Here is a 21,284-nt window from a genome sequence, read left to right on the forward strand (position 1 = left end):
TCAATAATCAATTAACATTCGCTAACCAGATCATTGTTAACCAATAATTGTTAATTGTTACGGTACTTCAATCTCGTTTACGATCTTATTGATAAGATCTTCTGAAGTGATATTTTCGGCTTCGGCTTCGTAGGTAATACCAATTCTATGGCGCAGTACATCGTGAACTACGGCTCTAACATCTTCAGGCACTACATATCCACGGCGTTTTATAAAAGCATAGCATTTTGAAGCGATAGCAAGGTTGATACTTCCCCTTGGGGAAGCGCCAAAACTAATTAATGGTTTAATATCTTCCAGATTATATTTTTCCGGGGTACGAGTAGCAAAAACCAGATCCAGAATATATTTTTCGATCTTTTCATCCATATACACTTCCCGAACGGCAGCTTGTGCTCGAAGAATTTGCTCAAGATCTACCACCGGATTCACTTTTTCAAACCCACCTTTAAGATTCGCCCTGATGATAAGCTGTTCCTCGGCCATTTGAGGATATTTAATCACTGTTTTCAGCATAAAACGGTCTACCTGCGCTTCTGGCAGAGGATAAGTTCCTTCCTGCTCTACCGGGTTTTGAGTGGCCATTACCAAGAAAGGCCTGTCCAGTTTAAAGGTTTCATCGCCAATGGTCACCTGCTTTTCCTGCATTGCCTCCAATAATGCTGATTGCACCTTGGCAGGAGCACGGTTAATCTCATCTGCTAATACGAAATTGGCGAAAATCGGTCCTTTTTTGATACTGAAATCGCTCACTTTCATATTATATATTAAAGTACCAACAACATCTGCCGGCAATAGATCTGGGGTGAACTGAATTCTGCTAAAACTACCGTGAACGGCCTGTGAAAGCGTATTAATAGCAAGGGTTTTTGCAAGTCCCGGCACACCTTCCAGCAAGATATGACCCTGACCAAGAAGCCCTATTAGCAGGCGTTCTACCATATGTTTCTGACCAACGATCACCTTATTCATTTCGCGGGTGAGCAGGTCTACAAAAGCACTCTCTTTTTCAATTTTTTCGTTAATACTGGTAATATCAACAGATGAATCGTTTTCCATCATGATTTTCAGATTTTGATGTCGTGAATATACGTACTTGTAGTAAGCGTCGCAAATTGAAAATTTATTGGATTTAGGGTAGTTAAATTTAGGTTAAAATAAAAAGGCAGTGCTTTGAAACACTGCCTTTACCACAAAATATTTTAATTAATTTTCCTAAAGTTCCAGTTCTCCAAGATCTGTTGTCTCGTTTGGTTTCACCTCAATATCGGTCAGGGCGAAAACAGTAAGACCAGAAGAAGCTTCAGGAATCACCTGTAGATCATAGGTTCCTGCAGGTACACCGTTTAGTGCAAAATCACCTTCTGTATTAGTGTAAGCAGAAATAGTAACACTTCCGTCACTCAACTTCACAAGACTCTGAACATTAGTTTCAATAGTTGCAGGAATTACAACGCTACCTATTACCATTCCAGCATCGGCTTCAGCGCTTAATCTAATCACTGGTTTTAGATTATATCCACCATTTCCCTGAGCTACGATAGATTCTTCCACATCAAAATCAAGAAGAAAAGCATAGTTTTCACCTGCTTCTAATTCCTTATTTAATTGCAATTTTAAACCAGATTGTTGCGCACTAGGAGTATTCAAGGGCTTTGATTCACCATTTACCACTACCGTATTTTCAGTACCCAATACCAGTCTCATCTGGCTAACATATCCTGCAGGTACTTCAGAATCAGCTAAAAGTTGAGAAATCCCTCCGGTTAGTTCCAGTAAATCATAAACTCCGGTTTGTACTCCACTAAGGCTTACCCATCCATCAGCATCAACTTCAGCATCTGCATCAGCTTCCACTTTAATCTGTACATCCTGGACGTCAATATTTACTTCATCATAATCTCCAGGAGCATCGGTCATTCTTACCGTCATATTTGCAGTTCCCCCGGTGGTTGCTTCACTTGAATCATCCTCACTGCAACTTGCCAATCCCAACGAAATGAATGTTGCGATCATTAAACTCTTTAAAGTTCCATTTTTCAAATATCTCATATGTAGATTTTATTAGTTCTGGCAGGATAACGACAAGCTTTATGCAAGATTTTCCCGGGACACTAAGATTTAACTTTTTTTAACGGATCTTAACCATGCTTTAATAGCACTTTCCCGTTTGATACATAATACTTTCTTACATTAGAAATAAAATTTAAAGTATGAAGACAGCCCTCATCACTGGCTCCACGAGTGGTATTGGAAAATCTACAGCCATTCGTTTCGCTGTTGAAGGTTTTAAACTCATTCTATGCGGAAGACGTTCTGACCGTTTAGAGCAATTAAAATCTGAACTATCTGTAGAAACATCGGTACACATCCTCAATTTTGATGTGAGGAACAAAATTGAGGTTTTCGAAAAAATAGCCTCCCTTCCTGAAGAGTTTCGCCAGGTAGATATCCTGGTAAATAATGCGGGTAATGCACATGGCCTGGACCCCATTCAGGATGGAAACATAGAAGATTGGGATGCTATGCTTGATATTAATGTAAAAGGACTTTTATATATAAGCAAGGCAATTATTCCCGGAATGCTGGAGAGACAGGCCGGGCATATCATTAATATAGGTTCTACAGCGGGGAAAGAAGTTTATCCTAACGGGAATGTATACTGTGCCAGCAAATATGCTGTTGATGCCATAAACCAGGGAATGAGAATAGATCTTAATGGAAATGGAATTCGCGTAGGAGCCGTAAATCCAGGTTTAACCGAAACAGAATTTAGTGATGTAAGGTTTAAGGGAGATATAGATAAAGCTAAAAAGGTCTATCAGGGATTTAAAGCATTGCAGCCAGAAGATATTGCCGATATCATCCATTTTGTAGTTACCAGGCCTTATCATGTAAATATCGCAGATCTTACGGTAATGCCCACAGCACAGGCTTCCAGTACACTTGTAAACAAAAAAGCATAAATTTTTAAGCTATTCGCTTAACGCTACTAAAATATGATCAACAAACGTCTTCTTATAAAAAACCTGCTTGCTCATAATGATGAGAATAGCTTTTATGATAAGAAGCGGCAGCTAAATATTGGTGAAAAAGAAGGCAAGGCGAAATTTTTAAAGCACATATGCGCATTATCTAATTCAAACCCCAAGAACAATTCATATATCGTGATTGGTGTGGAAGATGAGGATAGCAAAATTGTTGGAATCGATTTTTTTGATGATAGTAAGATTCAGAATCTCATTAATGCCTACCTCAGCAATCCACCTATTATCTCTTATGAAAATATTCCATTCCCACATTTGCCAGATCATTTAGTAGTTGGCCTTGTAAGCATTAGACCGAATCACGGTAAAATTTGTTCTTTCAGAAAAAACATCTGGAAATATTATGGAGGATCTGTTTTCTTAAGAGATGGCAGTATAAGCATGCCAAAGGTCTTTGATATTGAGATAAAAGATGTAAACTCGGCACAGGTTGCGTCTATTGAAAATCATTCCCACAATCACCTTGAATATACGCTGGATGGCGTCTTCGATTTTATGAAAAAGAGAAGGGATTACAATCCAACTTATAAAGTATTTAAGGAATATTTTGTAGTATGTTGGGCAGGAAAGATGAAAAAGATCAAGGGTGAAATGTATTTTTCCAGGGTAGATATTGAACTTATTAATGAACAGGTAAAACTTTTTTATTCAGATCTGGATGAGGTAAGTATTGTTCAGGATAACGATGCATTCAAAATTATAGAATATGTTCATCTGGGATTGCACGATCAGTTTAAATATTATCCCCTCGAGGAAGTCACCATCAGTTTTCGAAATAATGGAAGCTACGATATAGACAGTAAATTACTATTTGAACCTCCAAGATTTGACAAAAAAACGCTTTTTCATATTTACAATACCAATCAGGCATTAATAAAGAAATTGGAAAAAGGCTACGATCTCAACACAGGAGATAGAAAAGATCTAAAAAATCTTCCTTCTACCTATTTAATATGCTATTTAAATAATTTTACAGAAGCTTTAACCAAACTTGAAGAAGCCAAGCCTTACCTTAAGGCCTATGATAAAGATGCCTATCACTCTTATAAAGAAAGCATGCGCATTCTAAGGAAAGTGAAATACAATTAATATGTCAAGAAAATTAGTGATTGGAGATTTACATGGAGGCTTGAAAGCTTTGATTCAGCTCCTTGAAAAAATAGACCTTTCGCCCAAAGATCAACTTATTTTTCTTGGGGATTATGTAGATGGCTGGAGTGATTCTGCAAATACTGTTACGTACCTTATAGAACTGGCAAAACAGAATTCCTGCATTTTCATTAGAGGGAATCATGATGACCTTGCTCACAAATGGCTGGAAACCGATGAGATGAATCAAAAATGGCTGGAACATGGCGGTCAATCAAGTATAGACGCCTACAGGAATTTTAGTGAAGATGAAAAAAAAGCGCATATAAAATTCTTTAGGGAAATGTTCAATTTTTATAAAGATGACGAGGAGCGTTTATTTGTTCACGCAGGCTTTACGAACCTTCACGGTCCTGATTTTGAATATTATGACACAGGATTTTATTGGGATCGCACCCTCTGGGAAATGGCGTTATCAATGAAAGAAGACCTTAAACCAGAAAATGATTTTTACCCTAAAAGACTTCAGCATTTTAAAGAAATATATATTGGTCACACTCCGGTTACCCGCATTGGTGAAAGCAAACCTGTAAAAAAAGCTAATATCTGGAATGTAGATACAGGAGCGGCTTTTAAAGGATCTATTTCAGCAATTGATGTAGATTCTAAAGAAGTTTATCAAAGTGATCCGGTTCACACCTTCTATCCCGATGAACAGGGAAGAAATTAGGCTTTTTTTATTACAGCTTCTAACAGCATATTCATATATTTGAAGTCCAATCTTTTCCATCCTGGAATTAGCAGGATTTTTATGGATTTGAAAAGCTGCATAGTTATTGCAGATATTATAAGTAAAAGGCCCTAAATATTTGGCTTATAATTGTTTTAGTAAAGATTAAAAAAATGGCATTAGACAATATACGCTTGGAAGTTATGCAAACGGTCGAGAAATCTGTTCAAGGTTTTATCGATCAATATCTTATTCCTGTTGATGAAATATGGCAACCAACAGATATGCTTCCAAATTTACAGGATGACAAAGGTTTTGATGAAGTTCATCAAATAAGAGAAGAAGCCAAAGAATTAGGATATGATTTCTGGGTAGTTCTTGTTGCTGATATGGTTACTGAAGAAGCTCTTCCAACTTACGAATCCTGGTTAATGGATATGGAAGGAGTAGAACAGCATGGAGCACAAAGAGGTGAACAGAATGCTTGGGCTAAATGGGTAAGACACTGGACTGGTGAAGAGAACCGTCACGGGGATACCTTAAATAAGTATTTATATCTATCTGGAAGGGTAGATATGAAGGAAGTTGAAAAAACAACCCAGCACCTTATCAATGATGGTTTTGATATCGGTACCGGTCGTGATCCTTATAGAAATTTTGTTTATACGAGTTTTCAGGAACTAGCTACTAATATATCACATAAACGTGTAGGACAATTAGCTAAGAAGAAAGGGAACAAGATGCTTGGTAAAATGTGTAATATCATTGCGGGAGACGAAATGAGACATTATATGGCTTACAGAGAATTTGTAAAGACCATTTTTGAACATGATCCAAGTGAAATGATGCTCGCGTATGTAGATATGATGAAGAAAAAGATCGTAATGCCCGCACAGTTCATTAGAGAATCTGGCCAGGGAATTGCGGAGGCTTTTGAAAATTTCTCCAATGCAGCGCAAAGACTGGGTGTTTATACCACCTACGATTATATTGATATTCTAAAGAAATTAAATGGATACTGGGAGATAGACAAGATGAGATCTCTTACCGATGAAGCTGAAAAAGCCAGAGATTATTTAATGGCATTACCAGATAGAATGACAAGAATCGCCGATAGAATTGCTGTTCCACAGGATCAGCATAAATTCAAATGGGTGGAAGCTAACGGAATGGTTTAAGTGGCCGTTAACCATCTTGTTATTAAAATTATAAACCCTGCGATATATTAGCAGGGTTTTTTATGTACATTCTTTTTATAAATCAATGATCTAAATACCAGTTATGAAGAAGATTTTATTGTGCCTGATTCTTATATCAGGAGTTAATATGGGTTATTCTCAAAATGCCGAAAAGCAAAACGAAATAAAATTGAACATTGCCAATACTATAGCAATAGCGTCGGTAGAATTTGGATATGAACGCTTCCTGGACTACCATCAGTCCATTGAAGGAGTGATATTGATCAACGATCGTATAAATTATCATTCTGAAAGTGGTTCCAGAGATTTTCAAACCAACAGTTTCAAACTTGGTTATAACTATTATTTTGGAGAAGATTATACGGCATCAGGCCTTTATGTAAATCCATTCCTTAAATATAGAACCGGAGAGTTTAGTGAAGAAGATAGAGATGTAGAAGCGCCAGAAATTGTTACAGATATGAATTCTTTAATCATAGGAATAGGCTCGGGCTATAAATGGAATTTCAACGATACCTTTGTATTGGGACCATTTATAAACGTAGGAAGAAATTTTAGTGAGGAAGTAAAAGACAGATTCTCTGCGATTGAATTTAACGCTGGTTTTAATATTGGATATAGATTTTAGATAAAAAAACCGCTTCCTTATGAAGGGGTTTTTATTGAATTGCTTTAAATTTTTCTTACGAAGTTTTAGTGAAAGTATCTTTCCATACTTTATAAACGGCTAAGTCTTTTTCCATTAAATTGAGACAAAATGCAATCACTGCGGCATCATCAAGATAACCTAACACAGGAATAAAGTCTGGAATCAGATCTATTGGAGATAACACATATAATAATGCTGCACCCGCCGCCGCAATAATATTGAAAGGAATTTCCCTGTAATCACCACTGGCATAATCTCTTACCAGGGAAAATAACAATTTAGCGTCATCCATATAACGCTTTAGTTTGCCTTTATTTTCAAATTTATCCAGTATCTTTTCTTCCTTGTTTATAACCTTTTCAACATCTTCTTTTTCAAACTCCTCCGCCCTTTTTGAATGCTCTTCTTTCGCTTTCTCCTCTGAAAATGTGCTCATAAACTTTTAAATTTAGTAGAAATCGAAATTAAAGATTATTCGTCTCGAAGGCAAAAATTGTCTTCTATTTAAGTTTGATTTAACTATGAATGATAATTTACGATAACTCAAAAGACCAATTGTCAGAAAATAAAAAAGCCTGTTTTACAATAAAACAGGCTTTAATCACACTTAAAAATAAACTATAGATCGAATTTTATCCCTTGCGCAAGTGGTAACTCAGTTGTATAATTGATCGTATTTGTTTGTCTTCTCATATAAACTTTCCAGGCATCAGATCCAGATTCGCGGCCTCCACCGGTTTCTTTTTCACCACCAAAGGCTCCACCAATTTCGGCTCCTGAAGTTCCAATATTCACATTGGCAATTCCACAATCTGATCCTTCAGTAGAAAGGAATCTCTCGGCCTCTCTTAAATTATTGGTCATAATTGCCGAAGAAAGCCCTTGTTTCACGCCATTCTGTAGTTTAAGGGCATCGCTTACATCTCCTTTGTACTTCATAATATAAAGTACCGGACCAAAAGTTTCATGCTGCACGATCTCAAAATGATTTTCAGCTTCAGCAATAGCAGGTTTTACGTAACATCCGCTTTCATAACCTTCGCCTTCTAAAACTCCGCCTTCAACAAGAATATTTCCACCTTCTTCTACCACTTTATCCAAAGCAGCCTGATAATTCTTAACCGCATCTTTGTCAATAAGCGGTCCAACGTGATTATTCTCATCCAGTGGATTTCCAATCCTGATTTGTTTGTAAGCTTTTACCACAGCATCTTTCACCTTGTCATAAACATCTTCATGTACGATAAGTCTTCTGGTGGAAGTACAGCGCTGACCACAGGTTCCCACAGCTCCAAACACAGCTCCTATTACCGTATTCTTAATATTAGCATCTGGAGTAACGATAATGGCGTTATTTCCTCCTAATTCCAGAAGGGATTTTCCAAGTCTTGCTGCTACTGCCTGAGCAACAATTTTACCCATTTTGATAGATCCCGTAGCCGAAATTAATGGCACACGATCATCCTTAGTCATCATTTCACCTACTTTATAATCACCAGTGATTAAACTGGAAATTCCTGCAGGCACCTTGTTTTCTTCAAAAACCCTTGCCGCGATGTTCTGACAAGCCACTGATGTTAATGGAGTCTTTTCTGAACCTTTCCAGATACAGGCATCACCACAAACCCATGCTAACGCCGTATTCCAAGACCATACTGCCACAGGGAAATTAAAAGCTGAAATAATCCCAACTACTCCAAGCGGATGATATTGCTCGTACATTCTATGTCCCGGGCGCTCACTATGCATGGTTAATCCATGAAGCTGACGTGACAATCCAACAGCAAAATCACAGATATCTATCATTTCCTGAACTTCTCCCAGTCCTTCCTGATAAGATTTTCCCATTTCATAAGAAACAAGCTTCCCTAAAGGTTCTTTTAATCTTCTTAATTCGTCATTAAACTGACGAACCACCTCACCACGTTGCGGCGCAGGCCATGTTCTCCACTCTTTAAAGCCTTTTTCAGCTGTAGTCACCACTTTTTCGTAATCTTCTTTAGTGGTTGCCTTTACTTTTCCTATAAGTGCTCCATCAACAGGAGAATAAGATTCTATGATATCTCCGTTACTAAACCAGTCGTTTCCGGTTGAGGTTCCGTTATTGATGTCGTTTAAACCTAAATCTTTCAGGGCTTGTTTTATCCCGAATTCTTCAGCGATTTTGCTCATTAATTTGCGTTTTTATCGATTAATTTGTGTAGTTGTTGCGAAAATAGTAAAAATAAACCGCTAATCCTCAGCAACCGTAAATCGTTCGTCAACAGGCATTACTTCCCCGCAATTGTTGCAGGTTCTAAGCTCTTTACTATTGTAGAAACTTCTAAAATGTTTCAAAAAATCTGTTTCTATATCCTGTAGCGGAAAGTAAACCTCGTGAAGTTTGTTGTTACAGTTATCGCAGTACCAGATAAGTCCGTCTTTTCCATCTTCATTTAATCTTTTGCGTTCTACCACTAATCCAATAGAGCCATCATGCCTAACCGGTGAATGCGGAACCTTTGGGGGGTGTAGATACATATCACCCGGACCTAATTTCATGGTCTTTTTCTTGCCGTCCTCCTGAATATGTACTTCTATATTCCCTTCAAGCTGATAGAATAGCTCTTCGGTTTCATTATAATGATAATCTTTACGAGCATTTGGTCCTGCCACGATCATCACAATATAATCTCCAGATTCTTTGTAAAGATTTCGGTTCCCAACAGGTGGTTTTAGGCTCTCCCTATTCTGTTCTATCCATTTATTTAAGTTGAATGGTCCTTCTACTGGCATAACAATTATTTTAATTAAAATTACTGAATACGCAGCAAACTAGGTAGTTTTGGGATTATTAATTTTTGAATTCATTTTTATAGCCATATATATTTTGACTAACTTTCGGTACAAAAGAATTCTTATGAAAAATCTACTCTTACTTTTTAGTCTTATCTGTTTTGTATCCTGCAACGATGCAAACCAGGAAAAACAAAAGCAAAATAAGTCTGAATCTGAAAAAACCACAGAAAATGACAGTGTCCAGAACTTCGGAATTGTAATTCACGGAGGTGCGGGAACTATTCTAAAAGAAAATATAAGCGATTCATTGGAACAGGCTTATAAAGATAAACTGGAAGAAGCTATTAAAACCGGACACGAAATTTTAGCAAACGGCGGAACAGCGATTGAAGCCGTTCAAAAAACCATCAATGTCATGGAAGACAGTCCGTTGTTCAATTCAGCAAAAGGAGCGGTGTTCACTAATGAAGGTAAAAATGAACTGGACGCTTCCATAATGGATGGAAAAACCCTGAATGCCGGTGCAATTGCTGGAGTTACCAATGTGAAGAACCCAATCAATCTGGCCTATGAAGTGATGGAAAATTCAGAACACGTGCTACTTTCAGGAAAAGGAGCAGAGGACTTTGCCAAAGAACAGGGACTTGAAATTGTTGATCCTGAATATTTCTATACTGAAAACAGGTTTAAAGCGATGGAAAGAGCCCGGGAGCGGGAAAAACAAAAGAGCAATAAGACTGCTTTTTATGATCCTTTTATAAAAGATGAAAAATTTGGAACCGTTGGCTGTGCTGCGTTGGATAAAAATGGAAACCTTGCTGCCGGGACCTCTACAGGTGGAATGTCTAATAAAAAGTATAACAGAATTGGCGATGCTCCCATCATTGGAGCTGGAACTTATGCCAACAACAAAACTGCTGCAATTTCGAGTACCGGCTGGGGTGAATACTTCATTCGCGGTGTTGTGGCTTATGATATTTCAGCTATGATGGAGTACAAAGGAGTTTCTTTAAAAGAGGCCACCCATGAAGTAATTCAGAATAAACTGGGAGAACTGGGTGGAACTGGTGGAATTATAGCTATTGATCATGATGGAAATGTTTCTATGGAATTTAATACCGCAGGGATGTATCGGGCCAGTATGAATTCAAACGGAGAGATGAGCATTGGTATTTATAAGGAATAATCTTTAAAATTTATTCAAAATAAGAGTTAGGACGAAATTTTCCCTTTCTTTCCCAATTCATTGAATATAGCTTTTAAACCCGGACATTCACTCCGGGTTTTTGCATTTCAAAATTTATTTAACGAAGATTTAAGTTTGTTTAGTTCGGTTATTACCGAACTAAATATATTTTCGCATTTCAAATTTGAAGATAACCTATGGATTGTTGCTCACCAGAAAAGAAAAAACTAATAGAAGAGATTGGGGTTCATTTTGAAAAGGTTCATAATCTTGCTCCGCTTGCTGCCAGAATCTATGTGATCATGATTCTCTCACCCAACGACGGCCATACTTTCGATGAAATTATTAAAATTATCCAGGCAAGTAAAAGCTCTGTATCTACCCAATTGAACTTGCTCTTACAAATGAACAAGGTGGAGTATTTCACCAAGCCGGGCGACCGTAAAAGATATTTCAGAGCCAGTAAAACCTATTTGAAGAATACGCTGAAAGAAAACCTTGACCAAATCAAGCAAGATATAAGGCTTACAGAAAAGATACATTCATTTAACGCATCATATAATACAGAAAAATTTGAAAAGACTGGTAGTGTGGTCATTTTGTATAAAGAACACCTGATCGCTCAAAAAGAAAACCTGGAGCATACTATTGAAAAAATGAATGAGCTTTCTCTCTAGATACCGCATCTGGAAAATCTATTCTAGAATTATGAAAATAGTATTTAAATATATCGCACAGATTGCCCTGGCTGGTAGTTTTATTTCCTGCGGAGGTAATCAAAATTCTCAAGTCCAGGCCGCCGCCTCTGGCAACCAGGTAATGCCTTGCCCAGTCACCGAAGTACCCAAAAAGACCTTAACTGGATATACTTCGTATCCTGTAAGCATCGAAGGAATTGTTAATAGTGAGGTGAGAGCAAAGGTTACAGGCTATATTACCGATGTGCTTATAGATGAAGGTATGATGGTGAAGAAAGGACAACGGCTGTTCAAACTGGAAACTCAGTCCCTAAATTAGGATACTGAGGTTGCAAAAGCCAATTTGAATGCCGCCCAGGTTAGAGTTGACAAATTGAAACCCCTGGTGGAGCTTGGAAATAATTAAATTTTAGTTGTTTGGTTGAATTTGGCCTCGCCTCGAACATAAGAAGTTGAGGCCAGTTTTCAAAATTATATGTTTTATGAAAAAAATGATTCTTTCGTTATTATTTATCTGTCTTCTGAAAACCGGGGCTATTGGCCAGGAATTAGAAGAAAATGACAGTCTTCCCGCTACCTGGGAACTAATGAAGTATGATGGTGTAAGCGCTTTTGGTGGGTTGAAAAAAGCTTATACTGCTCCGTTAAGCTGGCAAAAGGATGATTATATTACGGCAGGAGCCGTGGTTGCCGGGACTGCCGCTCTTTATATTTTTGATGAAGAAACCAGCGATTATTTTCGGGAACAGGGAGAAGACGCACCAGAATTGGTTAAAGATATTGGATGGTATTTTGGAAGTCCTCAAAATAACTATGGTCTTACAGGAGCCGTTTATCTTGTTGGATTATTTACAAAGAATGAAAAAATAAGAAAAACGGGGGTGCTCATGATTTCTGCAGCCAGTGCTTCAGGAATTATTCAATCCATCTCCAAAACTGTGGTAGGACGGGCCAGACCTTCTACTGAAGAAGGGAAAAACAGCTTTGATCCTTTTAGTAGTGAAGGGGCATACCATTCATTTCCATCTGGGCATACGATATTATCTTTTACCACTATGTATGCGCTTTCCAAGCAATTTGAGAATCCGTTTGTAAAAACCGGACTCATAGGCGTTGGCCTCATCTCTCCTGTTACAAGATTATGGTCTGGCGCGCATTGGCTTACCGATGTTGGTTTAAGTCTTGCCCTCAGTGTTGCTGTAGTAGACAGTATCGATAAATACCTTAATAATGAAAGGGATTACGGAAAACCTGATAAGAATGGTATTTCCTGGAAGATGCATGTTGGGTTGGGAAGAGTTGGATTGGTAGGTACTTTTTAACCTATTCTTAATGCTATTTCTCCGCAGTATTTAATAATTTCAGAAGATAAATATTCTATTATGAAAAGTAGTTTTAGTGAAATTATAAAAGGTGAGACACCAGTACTTGTAGATTTCTTTGCAGATTGGTGCGGTCCCTGTAAAAGTCTTGCCCCAATTCTTGAAGAAGTAAAGGAAGAATTAGGGGATAACGTAAAGATCATCAAAATAGATGTTGATAAAAATCAGTCGCTTGCCTCCAAATATCAGGTACGTGGAGTGCCTACTATGATTTTATTTAAAAATGGAGAGCAGGTATGGAGACAATCTGGTGTGCTGCCCAAACATGAGATCAAGGATAAAATAACCGCGGTCTAACTAAAGTTCTTTAAGCGGTGGCACCGTAAAATCTTCAATTTCCCAACCGGCTAATTGGGCTCCGGCATGATAAGCCGACTCCATGAAACTAAGTAGTGTATTTCGAGGATTATCTTCTTTTTTGAGATCGGCATAGGTTAAGACTGCCATATGGCTACCATTATTCATCACCCAGTTGGCACTTTTAGGATGAAGTTCTTGTAAATCCATATTCTCTGGTGCCGGATAGGTATAGGAATAAAACGCTGGTTCCTGAACATTTTCATCTCCAGCCCAAAACCCAAAACTTATACATTCATGGCTATAGGCGTCCCTGTCAGAAATTCTTGTTTCTTTAGGCATTGGCGGTGCTTTTTTTCCAGAGAAACGGGTTACAGCCAGATCCATCGAATGCCAGTACAAATGGACGGGACAAGTTTTTCCGTAGAATCTTCCACTAAATTCCTTAAAAACTGAATCTACCCAGTGAAAGCTTTTCCACAAAGAAGTGCTATACTTCATATCGTAATCATGAATATCGGTTATTTCTGAAAATTCCTTATCAATATTCAAATCATATGGCTTCCCTTTAATCTTTACCTGAATGTTAAGATCACTCAAAAAATTGATGAGATTATTGTAAAATGCAGCAACGCTAAGTCCTTTGTATAAATCAAATTCTTTGGTTTCCCCGCTGCTATTTGTGATCTCAAGTTTGCTCTGAAGTATATTTAAATTAAGCGAAAAAGAATCAAAACCGTTATTTGTAGGGATTGGTCCTGTGGTGAAACCCTTCTCGTAAACATATAATGTGATATACCACCAATGGTTTTTTCTGGGTGCAAAACACATTCTAATCTTTCCTAAGATCTGAAAGAACAAATGCAGTGTTTGCTTTTTTTGTTCATTGCCTACATATTTTAGTCCAGGTAATTCATTGGAAAGTTCCATAATATTATTTCAGTTTACCGCCTTTGGCCACCCACCAAGGGTGAACTTCAACGACCAATCTTCCTGCTTTCACCATTGGGTCTAAATTGGCAAGGCTATCGGCTTCCTTTTGAGTAGCGGTATTGAAAACCACAATCCCGCGTAAGTCGCCATCATCCCCCATGGGCCCGGTTAAACTGGTATAACCTTCCTCATAAAGTCTGGTTAAATGTGCTAAATGTTGCTTCTGAAGTTCAGCTGCTTCGGTAGAATCCTGACTACGTTCGGGACCGGACTTTAAAAATACCATATAGTACTGTTGCATTAAATAGGTGGTGTCCCCCGCTTTATAACTAAAAGTTTGGTATCCTTTCTTTTTAAGGTCGGCTTCCATTCGGGATGTGCTTAAAGACTCCGTAGTTACGGTATCTTTTATTTCCGAATCCATCTCGATCCCATCATTTTTTTTCGAGGTATTGCTGCAAGACATCCCAAGTCCAAGAATCATTAAATATAAAATAGTTCTCATCGTTTCCAGTTTCTATAAGGTTTTGCTATTAAATTTGAATTGTAATAATCCAGGTTTCCAGTTACCTCTTCACCCAGCCAATCTGGCTTCTTAAATTCCTCTTCTTCGCTTTGCAGTTCCACTTCAGCAAGTACAAGACCTTCATTATCTTCAAGGAATTCATCCACTTCATAGGTATGAGCTCCAAACGGGATAAGATATCTGTATTTTTCAATTTTCCCTGGCTCGCATAATTTCAGTAATTCGCGTGCTTCATTTACAGTAAGTTGCTTTTCCCATTCAAACCTTGACAATCCATTTTCAGAAGACTTTCCTTTAATGGTCATAAAAGCCTGATCCCCGCTTATTCTTATTCTTATGGTCCTTTCAGGATGCGTATTTAAATAGGCTTGAACAAACAGTGTCTTTTTTGAAGCCTGTTCCTTAAACTTATTTGAAGTCACTAAAAATTTTCGTTCAATTTCCTGCATTTCAGTTAATTCTTTTCAGCAATTTTTTTAATTTCATCTGAAGGTATTTTACCACTTCTATAATCGTTGTTAGCAAGATATATCATAGCATCCACAATGATTTCAGGATGAATGCTTCTGTACTTTTTAAGACTCCCTATGAGTAAGCTATCTCCAACACTCATTATCTTTTTCCAGATAAATTCAAAAGGACGGCTCTCTTCTCTTTTTCCACCAATTAAAGACGGCTGGAGGATATAGGTATTAGAAATTTGCTGCTCTAGAACGGCACCTTCCATCTCACCTTTTATTCGATTATAAAAAAAAGTGCTCTTCTCATCGGCTCCCATCGCCGATATTACCTGGAAAGTACCAATTTGATTCCTGTTACAAAGTTTTGCCGCTGTCGCCGGTATTCCAAAGTCTACCATCCTGTAAGTATCGTTGTCTGGTGTTTTCTTCTGGGTACTACCAATACAGCAATAAACCTCATCTGCAGTGAAAAGATCAGCAAACTTTTCCAGTTCAAAAAGGTTGATAAGATATTCTTCAATTTTCTCATGCTTTTGCTGAACATGATTTCTGGCAAATACCTTAATCTTTCGATAACGATCATCATTTAAGAGCTTTTCCAGCAAAATACTCCCGGTTAGGCCGGTAGCACCTAGTATTATAGCAGTTTTTTGTTTCATTATTTATACTAATACACTATCAAAGATAAGTTTAATGTTTTAGAATTAAATATTTGAATTGTAACAGCGTTGCACTTTAGTCATTCAGAAATTATGGAAACAACGCCATTTTTTATAAAAAGATTTCTTCGTTAGAAGTAGGGAAACTAATCATTTACGTTGTGCTTATGGCTTCGGAAATGAAGTTTCACTAAATTTGTAATGTGGAAAGACTTCGTAAAATTATCCATATAGATATGGATGCTTTTTATGCTTCGGTAGAACAACTGGATGATCCCGAACTTCGCGGAAAACCGGTAGCCGTAGGTGGCAGTTCTCAAAGAGGTGTGGTTAGCGCCGCAAGTTACGAAGCCCGGAAGTTTGGAGTACGAAGTGCCATGAGTAGTGTTATTGCCAAACGCAATTGCCCAGACCTCATCTTTGTAAAACCAAGATTTGAGAGATACAAGGAGATTTCAGGTCAAATTCGAGAAATTTTCTTTGAATATACAGAGCTGGTGGAGCCCCTCTCATTAGATGAAGCCTACCTGGATGTGACCGAAAATAAAAAAGGAAATCCCAGCGCTACCTTAATAGCCAAAGAAATTAGGGATAGAATTAAAGAGAAAACGGGGTTAAATGCGTCCGCAGGAATCTCTATCAATAAATTCATTGCGAAGATAGCCAGTGACATCAACAAGCCCAACGGACAAAAAACGGTACAGCCCGAAGAAGTCCTAGGTTTCCTGGAAGAACTCGATATTCGAAAATTTTACGGAGTAGGAAAAGTTACTGCCGAAAAAATGTATCGTTTGGGAATTTTTACCGGGAACGATCTAAAACTGAAATCTGAAGAATACCTTACCGAGCATTTTGGTAAAAGCGGCACTCATTTTTATAAGGTAGTTCGCGGTATTCATCTTAGCGAGGTAAAGCCCCACCGAATAAGAAAATCACTGGGAGCGGAAAGAACCTTTAACGAGAATATCTCTTCTGAAATTTTTATGCTGGAAAGACTGGAGAATATTGCCGAAGAAATAGAACGCCGATTGACGAAAAGCAAAGTAGCCGGTAAAACGATTACTCTGAAGATTAAATACAGTGATTTTACCCAGCAAACCCGTAGTAAAACGATTAGTTACTATATCTCGAACAAAGAATTAATTCTGGAGATCGCCAGGGAACTTTTATATCAGGAAAAGATGAAGAATTCTGTACGTCTGCTGGGTATTTCCCTTTCTAACCTGAATACCGAAAAAGAAGATTCAGAAGATGAAAAAAAAGAAATTTTTGTTCAGTTAAAATTTAAGTTTTAGCCATTCCGTATTAAACTTATTAAGGCATAAAAAAAGCCACGAATACATGATGTACTCGTGGCTTTATATTTTAAATAAAACTTATTCTATTTCAGATACTCTTAATGTATTCACCATTCCTTTTGCGGTTATAGGCATTGCCGCAAGATTAATAGTAAAATCACCAGTTTCTACAAATTTTGTCTTTTTAGCCATATCACTAATATCTTCTATGGTTTCATCTGTACTTACAAATTTATCATAGTAGAAGGCTTTTACACCCCATAGTAAACTTAACTGATTAAGAATTCTTCTATTGGACGTAAAAACCAGGATATGTGCTTCTGGTCTCCATGCAGAGATCTGAAAGGCAGTATAGCCACTATTGGTAAGAGTACAAATAGCTTTAGCCTTGATCTCATTGGCCATATGGGCTGCATGATAACACACCGCTTTAGTGATATATCTTTTTGTTCTTACATGGGGCGGCTCATGTGGAACCTTAATCAAAGGGGAATTCTCAACACTCTGAAGAATCTGAGACATTTTCTGAATTACCTGTACCGGGTATTGTCCTACAGAAGTCTCCCCACTAAGCATTACCGCATCGGCACCATCCATCACAGAGTTTGCAACATCGTTTACCTCAGCTCTTGTTGGAGTTAGGCTCGTGATCATGGTTTCCATCATTTGTGTAGCGATAATGACAGGAATTCTAGCCTTTTTTGCCGTAAGCACCAGTTTCTTCTGAATTAGAGGAACTTCCTGAGCCGGAATTTCTACACCAAGATCTCCACGGGCTACCATTAGACCATCACAATAGGCAACTATTTTATCAATATTTGCTACTCCTTCGGGTTTTTCGATCTTGGCAACAATTGGAATTTTATATTTTGAGTGTTTTTTGATAAGTTCCTGAAGCTCCATAAGATCTTCAGCATGTCTCACAAAAGAAAGCGCCATCCAGTCTACTCCTATTTCACAGGCAAATTTTGCATCTTTTACATCTTTTTCAGTAAGCGCGGGCAATGAAATATTAGTATTTGGAAGGTTAACCCCTTTCTTAGACTTCAATGGACCTCCCTGGATCACTTTGGTTTTTACTTCATCCTTTTTATTGGTTTTCACCACTTCAAAGATAAGTTTACCATCATCCAGCAAAATTCTTTCTCCTGCTTTAACATCCCTTGGAAAAGAGTCATAATTCATATAAACCCTTTCTGCAGTTCCTTTGAATTCTTTTCCTGTAGCGAAAACTATATGATCGCCTTCATTTACCACCACTTCCTCCTTCATCACGCCAACTCTAAGTTTTGGACCCTGAAGATCCCCTAAAATGGCAGCGTTAAATCCGTCCTCATCATTCAATTCCCTGATCATTTTAATCCTTTCCCTTACATCGTCATAATTGGCGTGGGAAAAATTAATACGAAAAACATTCACACCCTCCTGCAGCATTTTTCTTAATACATCCTTACTACTGGTTGCAGGGCCCAGTGTTGCTACTATTTTTGTTTTTTTGTTGGTAGGCATTATTCGAATATTAGATTTTGTTTGGATTTTAGATTATCAACATCAACGGCATATACAGCCTGAACTCCAGGTATCTGTCCTATTTTGTTGAGCACCCTGTTAAATTCTTTTGGTCGAATCTCTTCACTGATTTTTAAAAAAAAATCAACCTTATTATATTCAGGGATCAAATTTACTTCCTGAGGACTCAATTCTTCCTCTTCAAATAGCGACCCGGAACTAAGAATTTTTTTCGCCTCTCCCTTAAACTTGTTAGCGACTAGATCTAGGCTATAATATGAATTTGGTTCTTTATGTGAAAACAGAGCATAAAAAGCATCATAATCTGTATGATTAAAATCTATATCCTTTCGTTCCCGTTCCAGATTAACTTTAAGATACTTATTTAGAAAATATGCCATTTTATATCCCTCAAGTGAGGAATAAATGGCAATTAAATTAAAATGCTCATCTTCAACTTCCAGAAGCATTTTATGCGATTGCATAAACTTATACTTTAAGGTTAAAGATACTATATGATTAACAAAATGAAGATATTAAGGCCCTAAAATTCATAATTTTTTACGAAAACGTTTTAGTTTACGTGAAATCATTAAAATTCAATCTATTTTATTCTGGAGCGCATAATAAGCTCTTTTTGAGGCTTTCTCTTCTGCTTTTTTCTTGGAAGTTGCTCGTGCCTTGGCCACAACCCGGCCATCTAATCTAAGTTTTACCGCAAAATGCTTGAGTTCATTATTGCCGGTATCTTCATACACATTAAAATCGAATTCTTTCTTTTCTTTTTGACACCATTCAATGACCAGGCTTTTATAACTAATCACTTTCCCTTCTAACTGTTCAATATCTACATAAGGATCTATTACGCGCTCATAAATAAATCTTTTACAGTATTTATAACCCCTATCCAGGTAAATCGCTCCGACCAGCGCTTCAAATAAATTACCATGAATATTTACCCCGAACTGATCTGTAGGAATATTTGTTTGGATATGCTTGATGAGCATCAGGTCTTTTCCAAGCTCATTGAGATGCTTTCTACTCACCACTTTAGACCTCATCTTAGTTAGATAACCTTCATTTCCCCCAGGAACTGCTTTAAATAAATGAGACGCTACCACCGCACTCAACATGGCATCTCCGAGGAATTCCAGGCGTTCAAAATTAATGGCATTCCCTGCTTCATCTTTTCGGTTTAAAGAGCGATGCGTAAAGGCTTTTTTGTAAGGGGATATGGACTTAGGTTTAAATCCGAGTATTTTAGTAAGTATATTAAAAAAATTCCCGCCTTTTGAAGAACGGGAATTTAGTATGTTACGAATAACGCTCATCGGTTATTCGTCCAGTTTCTTAAACACCACACAGGCGTTATGGCCGCCAAAACCAAATGTATTGCTCATTACAACCTCAACATCTCTCTTTTGAGCCTTATTTAATGTAAGGTTCAATTCAGGATCAATGTTTTCATCGTTATGCTCATGATTAATAGTTGGAGGTACAATTCCATGTTTCATAGAAAGAATTGCTGCAATCGCTTCAATCGCTCCCGCTGCTCCTAATAAATGACCCGTCATTGACTTGGTAGAATTGATGTTCATTGTTTTTGCATGCTCTCCAAAAACCTTGGTAATTGCTTTCAATTCAGCAACATCCCCAAGAGGCGTTGAAGTACCATGCGTGTTAATCGCATCTACATCTTCCGGTTTTAATCCGGCATTTTTCAGGCAATTCTTCATTACCGCTACTACTCCGTCACCTTCAGGATGAGGTGCCGTCATATGATAGGCGTCTGAAGATAATCCTCCACCCATTACCTCGGCATAGATCTTAGCTCCTCTGGCTTTCGCGTGCTCATACTCTTCTAATATAAGCGCACCACCACCTTCACCAAGAACGAATCCGTCTCTTGTAGCATCAAAAGGTCTCGATGCTGTTTCGGGATTTTCGTTTCTTGTGGAAAGGGCATGCATTGCGTTAAATCCGCCCATTCCCGCTATGGTAACTGCTGCTTCAGATCCTCCTGAAACAATGATATCACTATGACCTAAACGAATATTGTTCAGTGCATCTATCATCGCATTTGCTGAAGATGCACATGCCGATACTGTGGTATAATTGGCCCCCATGAATCCGTGTTTGATAGAAATATTACCAGGGGCAATATCTGCGATCATCTTCGGAATAAAGAAAGGGTTGAATCTTGGAGAACCATCACCTTCTGCAAAATTGATCATTTCATTCTGGAAAGTTTCAAGACCACCTATCCCTGCTCCCCAAATTACGCCAACCCGATATTTGTCTACAGTATTTAGATCGATTCCTGAATCCTGAATGGCTTCATCTGCAGAAACCATGGCATACTGAGCGAACCTGTCAAGTTTTCTCGCCTCCTTTCGATCAAAATGATCTAGCGGATTAAAGTTTTTGAGTTCGCAAGCGAATTTAGTCTTGAACTTTTCGGTATCAAAATAAGTGATAGGCGCGCTACCACTTTTACCGTTTACAAGTCCCTCCCAATATTCCTCTAAGTTGTTACCTATTGGGGTTAAGGCACCAAGGCCTGTAACTACTACTCGCTTTAACTCCATATGGTGTGTTGATTTTATTTCTTAGCGTCTTCGATATATGAAATTGCCTGACCTACAGTAGCAATATTCTCTGCCTGATCGTCTGGGATCTGGATGTCAAATTCCTTCTCAAATTCCATGATCAATTCTACTGTGTCTAGTGAATCAGCACCCAAGTCGTTGGTGAAGCTGGCTTCGTTTACAACTTCATTCTCGTCAACTCCCAATTTGTCAACGATAATAGCTTTTACTCTTGATGCAATGTCTGACATAATT

24 protein-coding genes and 1 pseudogene are annotated in these 21,284 nt (G+C 37.9%); 11 read left to right on the forward strand and 14 right to left on the reverse strand.

The window, feature by feature from the left end; genetic code table 11:
• Positions 1–57: 57 nt before the first annotated feature.
• Both BLT95_RS09875 and BLT95_RS09880 read right to left on the reverse strand, forming a co-directional pair.
• A complete protein-coding gene (locus BLT95_RS09875) occupies positions 58–1,062 on the reverse strand; it encodes a MoxR family ATPase (RefSeq protein WP_089665927.1) in 1,005 nt (334 codons plus the stop codon).
• 153 nt (positions 1,063–1,215) lie between these two features.
• Positions 1,216–2,052 carry a DUF4382 domain-containing protein gene (locus tag BLT95_RS09880; RefSeq protein WP_089665928.1) on the reverse strand — a complete coding sequence of 279 codons (837 nt, stop codon included), beginning with the start codon at positions 2,050–2,052 and terminating at the stop codon, positions 1,216–1,218.
• Positions 2,053–2,213: 161 nt separating this feature from the next.
• Here BLT95_RS09880 and BLT95_RS09885 point away from each other — a divergent pair, with 161 nt between their 5' ends.
• From BLT95_RS09885 to BLT95_RS09905, 5 genes are all read left to right on the forward strand, one after another.
• The gene (locus BLT95_RS09885; RefSeq protein ID WP_089665929.1) at positions 2,214–2,966 is read left to right on the forward strand and encodes an SDR family NAD(P)-dependent oxidoreductase; all 753 of its coding nucleotides are present in this window, start codon (positions 2,214–2,216) and stop codon (positions 2,964–2,966) included.
• Positions 2,967–2,999: 33 nt separating this feature from the next.
• Positions 3,000–4,136 carry an ATP-binding protein gene (locus tag BLT95_RS09890; RefSeq protein ID WP_089665930.1) on the forward strand — a complete coding sequence of 379 codons (1,137 nt, stop codon included), beginning with the start codon at positions 3,000–3,002 and terminating at the stop codon, positions 4,134–4,136.
• Position 4,137: 1 nt separating this feature from the next.
• The gene (locus BLT95_RS09895; protein ID WP_089665931.1) at positions 4,138–4,866 is read left to right on the forward strand and encodes a metallophosphoesterase family protein; all 729 of its coding nucleotides are present in this window, start codon (positions 4,138–4,140) and stop codon (positions 4,864–4,866) included.
• Positions 4,867–5,039: 173 nt separating this feature from the next.
• Positions 5,040–6,044, forward strand: coding sequence for an acyl-ACP desaturase (locus BLT95_RS09900; RefSeq protein ID WP_089665932.1), 1,005 nt, complete (start codon positions 5,040–5,042; stop codon positions 6,042–6,044).
• Between the two features lie 103 nt (positions 6,045–6,147).
• Positions 6,148–6,693, forward strand: a complete 546-nt coding sequence (locus BLT95_RS09905) for a DUF3575 domain-containing protein (protein ID WP_089665933.1) — start codon at positions 6,148–6,150, stop codon at positions 6,691–6,693.
• 55 nt (positions 6,694–6,748) lie between these two features.
• On the opposite strand, the gene BLT95_RS09910 is transcribed toward BLT95_RS09905, so the two are convergent.
• The 3 genes from BLT95_RS09910 to BLT95_RS09920 form a co-directional block, all read right to left on the reverse strand.
• Positions 6,749–7,150 (reverse strand): YkvA family protein, encoded by a 402-nt coding sequence (locus tag BLT95_RS09910; RefSeq protein WP_089665934.1) that lies wholly within the window; start codon positions 7,148–7,150, stop codon positions 6,749–6,751.
• A 182-nt stretch (positions 7,151–7,332) separates the two neighbouring features.
• Positions 7,333–8,886 (reverse strand): aldehyde dehydrogenase family protein, encoded by a 1,554-nt coding sequence (locus BLT95_RS09915; protein WP_089665935.1) that lies wholly within the window; start codon positions 8,884–8,886, stop codon positions 7,333–7,335.
• Positions 8,887–8,946: 60 nt separating this feature from the next.
• Positions 8,947–9,489, reverse strand: a complete 543-nt coding sequence (locus BLT95_RS09920) for a 3-hydroxyanthranilate 3,4-dioxygenase (RefSeq protein WP_089665936.1) — start codon at positions 9,487–9,489, stop codon at positions 8,947–8,949.
• Positions 9,490–9,613: 124 nt separating this feature from the next.
• Between BLT95_RS09920 and BLT95_RS09925 the strand changes: the two genes are divergently transcribed.
• The 5 genes and pseudogenes from BLT95_RS09925 to trxA all read left to right on the forward strand — a co-directional run bounded on the left by BLT95_RS09925 (position 9,614) and on the right by trxA (position 13,055).
• Entirely contained in the window at positions 9,614–10,678 is a 1,065-nt protein-coding gene (locus BLT95_RS09925; RefSeq protein WP_089665937.1) for an isoaspartyl peptidase/L-asparaginase, read from the forward strand.
• 197 nt (positions 10,679–10,875) lie between these two features.
• Positions 10,876–11,355 (forward strand): transcriptional regulator, encoded by a 480-nt coding sequence (locus tag BLT95_RS09930; protein WP_089665938.1) that lies wholly within the window; start codon positions 10,876–10,878, stop codon positions 11,353–11,355.
• Positions 11,356–11,386: 31 nt separating this feature from the next.
• Positions 11,387–11,767 (forward strand): annotated as a pseudogene (locus BLT95_RS09935) (biotin/lipoyl-binding protein); the annotation flags it as partial.
• Positions 11,768–11,858: 91 nt separating this feature from the next.
• A complete protein-coding gene (locus BLT95_RS09940) occupies positions 11,859–12,698 on the forward strand; it encodes a phosphatase PAP2 family protein (protein ID WP_089665939.1) in 840 nt (279 codons plus the stop codon).
• 60 nt (positions 12,699–12,758) lie between these two features.
• Positions 12,759–13,055, forward strand: coding sequence for a thioredoxin (gene trxA / locus BLT95_RS09945; RefSeq protein ID WP_089665940.1), 297 nt, complete (start codon positions 12,759–12,761; stop codon positions 13,053–13,055).
• On the opposite strand, the gene BLT95_RS09950 is transcribed toward trxA, so the two are convergent.
• From BLT95_RS09950 to BLT95_RS09965, 4 genes are read right to left on the reverse strand one after another with little or no spacing between them, the layout of a single operon-like run.
• Positions 13,056–13,985, reverse strand: a complete 930-nt coding sequence (locus BLT95_RS09950; RefSeq protein WP_089665941.1) for a DUF5996 family protein — start codon at positions 13,983–13,985, stop codon at positions 13,056–13,058.
• A 4-nt stretch (positions 13,986–13,989) separates the two neighbouring features.
• Positions 13,990–14,493, reverse strand: coding sequence for a YciI family protein (locus BLT95_RS09955; protein ID WP_089665942.1), 504 nt, complete (start codon positions 14,491–14,493; stop codon positions 13,990–13,992).
• Positions 14,490–14,963: a CYTH domain-containing protein gene (locus BLT95_RS09960; RefSeq protein ID WP_089665943.1), complete on the reverse strand. Its 474-nt coding sequence runs from the start codon at positions 14,961–14,963 to the stop codon at positions 14,490–14,492. Before BLT95_RS09960 ends, BLT95_RS09955 begins: the two co-directional genes overlap by 4 nt.
• A 5-nt stretch (positions 14,964–14,968) precedes the next feature.
• Positions 14,969–15,634, reverse strand: a complete 666-nt coding sequence (locus BLT95_RS09965) for an NAD(P)H-binding protein (RefSeq protein ID WP_089665944.1) — start codon at positions 15,632–15,634, stop codon at positions 14,969–14,971.
• Between the two features lie 203 nt (positions 15,635–15,837).
• Between BLT95_RS09965 and dinB the strand changes: the two genes are divergently transcribed.
• Positions 15,838–16,929, forward strand: coding sequence for a DNA polymerase IV (gene dinB / locus BLT95_RS09970; RefSeq protein ID WP_089665945.1), 1,092 nt, complete (start codon positions 15,838–15,840; stop codon positions 16,927–16,929).
• An 81-nt stretch (positions 16,930–17,010) separates the two neighbouring features.
• Here dinB and pyk read toward each other — a convergent pair whose 3' ends face one another.
• The 5 genes from pyk to BLT95_RS09995 all read right to left on the reverse strand — a co-directional run bounded on the left by pyk (position 17,011) and on the right by BLT95_RS09995 (position 21,280).
• Positions 17,011–18,441, reverse strand: a complete 1,431-nt coding sequence (gene pyk / locus BLT95_RS09975) for a pyruvate kinase (RefSeq protein WP_089665946.1) — start codon at positions 18,439–18,441, stop codon at positions 17,011–17,013.
• Entirely contained in the window at positions 18,441–18,926 is a 486-nt protein-coding gene (locus BLT95_RS09980) for an IPExxxVDY family protein (protein ID WP_089665947.1), read from the reverse strand. The genes pyk and BLT95_RS09980 overlap by 1 nt, the downstream gene beginning before the upstream one ends.
• 114 nt (positions 18,927–19,040) lie before the next feature.
• Positions 19,041–19,772 (reverse strand): ribonuclease III domain-containing protein, encoded by a 732-nt coding sequence (locus tag BLT95_RS09985; RefSeq protein WP_089665948.1) that lies wholly within the window; start codon positions 19,770–19,772, stop codon positions 19,041–19,043.
• Between the two features lie 3 nt (positions 19,773–19,775).
• Complete coding sequence (gene fabF / locus BLT95_RS09990) at positions 19,776–21,029, reverse strand: beta-ketoacyl-ACP synthase II (RefSeq protein WP_089665949.1); 1,254 nt, start codon at positions 21,027–21,029, stop codon at positions 19,776–19,778.
• 14 nt (positions 21,030–21,043) lie between these two features.
• Positions 21,044–21,280, reverse strand: a complete 237-nt coding sequence (locus BLT95_RS09995; RefSeq protein ID WP_013069791.1) for an acyl carrier protein — start codon at positions 21,278–21,280, stop codon at positions 21,044–21,046.
• Positions 21,281–21,284 lie beyond the last annotated feature (4 nt).

The sequence above is a fragment of the Gramella sp. MAR_2010_147 genome (assembly GCF_900105135.1).
Classification (GTDB): domain Bacteria; phylum Bacteroidota; class Bacteroidia; order Flavobacteriales; family Flavobacteriaceae; genus Christiangramia.